Source organism: Eisenbergiella sp. OF01-20, assembly GCF_003478085.1.
Taxonomy (GTDB): domain Bacteria; phylum Bacillota; class Clostridia; order Lachnospirales; family Lachnospiraceae; genus Eisenbergiella.
The window spans coordinates 1-3,668 of sequence record NZ_QUES01000077.1 but is presented as its reverse complement, the minus strand read 5'-3'; the positions used below and the strand labels follow the sequence as shown (position 1 = coordinate 3,668).

General features: G+C 47.8%; 4 protein-coding genes. 2 read left to right on the top strand and 2 right to left on the bottom strand.

The annotated features are described in order from the left end of the window. Positions 1-198 precede the first annotated feature (198 nt). Together DXA36_RS32390 and DXA36_RS32385 are read right to left on the bottom strand one after the other, a co-directional pair. Positions 199-1,554, bottom strand: coding sequence for an MATE family efflux transporter (locus DXA36_RS32390; protein WP_118683620.1), 1,356 nt, complete (start codon positions 1,552-1,554; stop codon positions 199-201). Continuing rightward, positions 1,541-1,978, bottom strand: coding sequence for a MarR family winged helix-turn-helix transcriptional regulator (locus tag DXA36_RS32385; protein WP_118683619.1), 438 nt, complete (start codon positions 1,976-1,978; stop codon positions 1,541-1,543). The genes DXA36_RS32390 and DXA36_RS32385 overlap by 14 nt, the downstream gene beginning before the upstream one ends. Before the next feature lie 185 nt (positions 1,979-2,163). Between DXA36_RS32385 and DXA36_RS32380 the strand changes: the two genes are divergently transcribed. Further along, a complete protein-coding gene (locus DXA36_RS32380) occupies positions 2,164-2,742 on the top strand; it encodes a TetR/AcrR family transcriptional regulator (protein WP_118683618.1) in 579 nt (192 codons plus the stop codon). A gap of 22 nt (positions 2,743-2,764) precedes the next feature. Further along, positions 2,765-3,589 carry an MBL fold metallo-hydrolase gene (locus DXA36_RS32375; protein WP_118683617.1) on the top strand — a complete coding sequence of 275 codons (825 nt, stop codon included), beginning with the start codon at positions 2,765-2,767 and terminating at the stop codon, positions 3,587-3,589. Positions 3,590-3,668 lie beyond the last annotated feature (79 nt).

Sequence of the window (3,668 nt, the reverse complement as noted above, 5' to 3'; positions counted from 1 at the left end):
GCGTGATTATCCGAGCGGAAGCGTCCCCTGGAAGGAACCTTGCAGGGCAGCAGCCGCACAGGGAAGCAGGGCCGGGGGACGCCAAACCTTTTATCTGCACCCAGGACATCTGACCGGATTTCATGACATTTCAGGCATGTCCGAAATATCATAAAATTCCCAGACTATTTTAATTATATGCGCCGGGTATGGAAGATATTACCTGGGAGTTCCTTTCAGCACATCCCTCAGCAGCTTTATGGATACAAGGGCCAGGATAATTTCCGCGCACATGGCGGCATATGCCAGTCCATACAGCGGAACAAGCCGGTTCAGAAGAATCAAAAGGGGGATTTCCAGAACAATTTTTCTTAAGAAAGCAAAGATCAGAGCCTTCCGGCCTTCCCCCATCGCCTGGAAAACTCCCACCGTCATATAATCGACACACATAAACGGCAGAGCCAGCAGGAAGCCGGGAAGGAAACCTGCCCCATAGGCAATAACGGAATCCGTCCGGATAAACAGACCCACAAGGCCGCGGGAAAACACGATGCCGGTTATCACAATGACAGCGATAAGGAGCAGGATCCGCTTAAGCATGTACAGAATGGATTCCTTCATTCTTTTGTGGTTTTTATTGGCATAGTTATAGCCGATAAACGGCATGACCCCCTGGGTTGCCCCCAACGCAACCTGCATGGGAACCATTTGTATTTTCTGTACGATCCCCATTGCTGCCACCGCCTCGGAACCATAGGACGCCGCAAAGTTATTGTATACCGTCATCCCTGTTACATTCAGCAGATTCTGTATTGCCGCCGGAACACCCACACCAAATACATCCGCGGCAATTGCCTTTTTAAACGGAAAACTTTTCGGGCTGATACTGACCAGGGTTGTCCGCCTCCTGCAATAAAGCAGGATCAGAAAATACATACAGGCCGCCATATTGGACAGAAAAGTTGCAAGGCCCGCCCCGGAAGCCCCCATACCCAATCCCCACGGCATAATAAAAATAGGATCCAGAATAATATTCAGAAGGCATCCGCTCATTGTTCCTATACTCGCGTGTATGGAAGCTCCCTCCGCACGGACGAGAAAAGCGAATACCACATTCAAAATGGAGGGGACTGCGCCGCAGGTGACGGCCCATTTCATATATGCCCCGGTTGCCGCCATGTTCTCCGCATCCGCGCCCAGCAGGCCGGCCAGAGGCCTTCGAAAAACTGCCGTGAGCAGGGAAAACAATACCGCACACAGCAGGGAGCAGTAAAATCCAAAAGCAGCGCACTGCCTGACAGATGTGTTCTCTCCCCTGCCGAGCGCCCGGCTCATGGCGCTGGAAGCCCCGACGCCGAACAGGTTGTTGACCGCATTGAACGAAAGGAGTGCAGGGGCGGCAATGGTAACGGCGGCCGTCTGCACCGGATCGTTGAGCAGGCCCACAAAGTAAGTGTCAGCCATGTTATATATCACCGTTACGAGAGAACTGACAATTGTGGGTACCGCCAGCTTTGCCACCGCGGCCGGAACGGAAGCCTGTTCGAACAATGCATTTGTCTTATCTGTCCCCATGCTGATCTTCCTCCTCCTGTAAATTACTGATAATATGCGCAAAGCAGGACAGAAACACCTCTTTTTCAGAAGGACTGAAATCCTGGAATATCCTGTCCAGAAACTGTTTCTGCTTTTTTCTGCCAATAGCTATGAGCGGTTCTGCCGATGGCGTAAGCTTCAGATGTATTTTACGGCCGGAACCCGGCTGCTGAGTCAGACATCCCTTTTCCGTAAGCTGGCTGACCGCCAGGGATATATGGGATTTTGCCGCCTTCCTGACACGCATAATGTCAGCAGCGGTATCCGCAGACGGATTATTGGCCAGAAACAAAAGTACACTGATCTCATTTACGGACAGACCGGTCTCTTCCGCTGCCTTTTTTATAACGTTACTGTATTCCTTATTAAATATGGAATAAAAATCCCAAAAGGTTACTTTCATACTTTTCTCCCTTAATGTTCTATTATGAACATAGCTTATTATAGTTCAAAAAAGAACATACATCAAGCATTGATTCTGCACGCTGTTGTTTCTGTAGGAAAATACCGCATTGACTTTCCGACATTTGTGTCGTATATTTAAATAGACACGCATGTCGGTAATTTGCATAAAGGAGGATTGAGGCTATGGGCCAAAAAGGAGAGGCAACAAAAACCGCAATACGGAAAGCATCCCTGCTTTTATTTGTCCAAAAGGGATTTAAAGATGTTACCATGAAAGATATTTGTGAGGCAGCCGGACTTAGCCGCGGCGGATTATATATGCATTATGGAAGTACCGGACAGATTTTCGCCGATATCATAGATGAATGGATGGAAGATCTGGAAAATGAAGTCACTGGCAAGATGGAAAAAGGCCTTTCCGCCACCTTTCTGTTGGATGAGCTGTTGGAGCGTTACCAATCCGAAATGCTTGACCGGAGCGGTTCATTAGGGCTGGCCTTCTATGAATATTACAGCGGTATGCCGCTGTCTGACGATAACGCTATGCTAAAGCAATATCACCGTTCAAAAGCGTCACTTTGCAGTTTGATTGCATATGGCATTGACAAAGGCGAATTTAAGCAGGTCAATAAGGAAGCGGTTGTGGATTTGCTGCTTTTCTCTTATCAGGGAGTACGGATGCTCAGCAGCATCATGCCGTTAGACGATGATAATATATCAAAAGGCATGATCCGCGAAATCAGGGCTATGTTAGTGAAATAAAAAAATGGGGAGGTGTATTCAGATGAAACTGAAAATTGCGGGGAGCGGAGGAATGTCTCCAATCCCCAATCCGTTCTGTCAGTGCCCCATCTGCGAGGAGGCCAGAATCAAAAGAGGCCGGTATGAACGGCTGGGGCCAAGCCTTTATATTGAAGACATAAAAATGCTCATTGATACACCGGAAGACATTGCCGTTGCCTGTGACAGACAGGGTATTTCCCAAATTGAATATCTTTCTGTCTCCCATAAGGATCCCGACCATACGAGAGGCATACGTATCGTGGAGCCTTTGGGTTACGACTGTATTTCCGACAAAGGGACCCCGGTTCCCTTTATCGCGCTGCCCGAGGTTATTGACGACATTAACGCCTGGAACGGTGACGGCCTGCATTACTATGAAGATATTCTCCATTGCATTTCAATCCGCGGGACAGACTATGTTAAAATCGGAACTATAGAGATACACCTGATAAACAACAAAACCCATCGCGGCAACATGACCTTTTATGTAATATCGGATGGAGACAAAAAAGTTATTTACGCCTGCTGCGATGTGAAGCCGTTTGTCCCCAATCCTCTGTATTTTGATGCGGATATCTTAATAATCGGCCTTGTTTCTGACAATAGTATACTGAAAGACGGATCGAATCTTGCTGATGCACCTTTCAAAGACGATATGTTCACCTTAGATGAGATTATGGAATTGAAACACACCTACCGAATCAAACGCATTATTGTCACGCACATTGACGAGTATTGGGGCAAATCCTATGCGTATTACCGGGAGTTGGAAAAAAAACTGGACAATATATCCTTTGCCTATGATGGCATGGAAATTATCCTGTAGCCGCCGGCCAATCCGCCGTTCATGTACAGTACTCAAACTTCGCAGGAGCAAAATGGCCTTCCGCCCGCTGGCAGAGCGG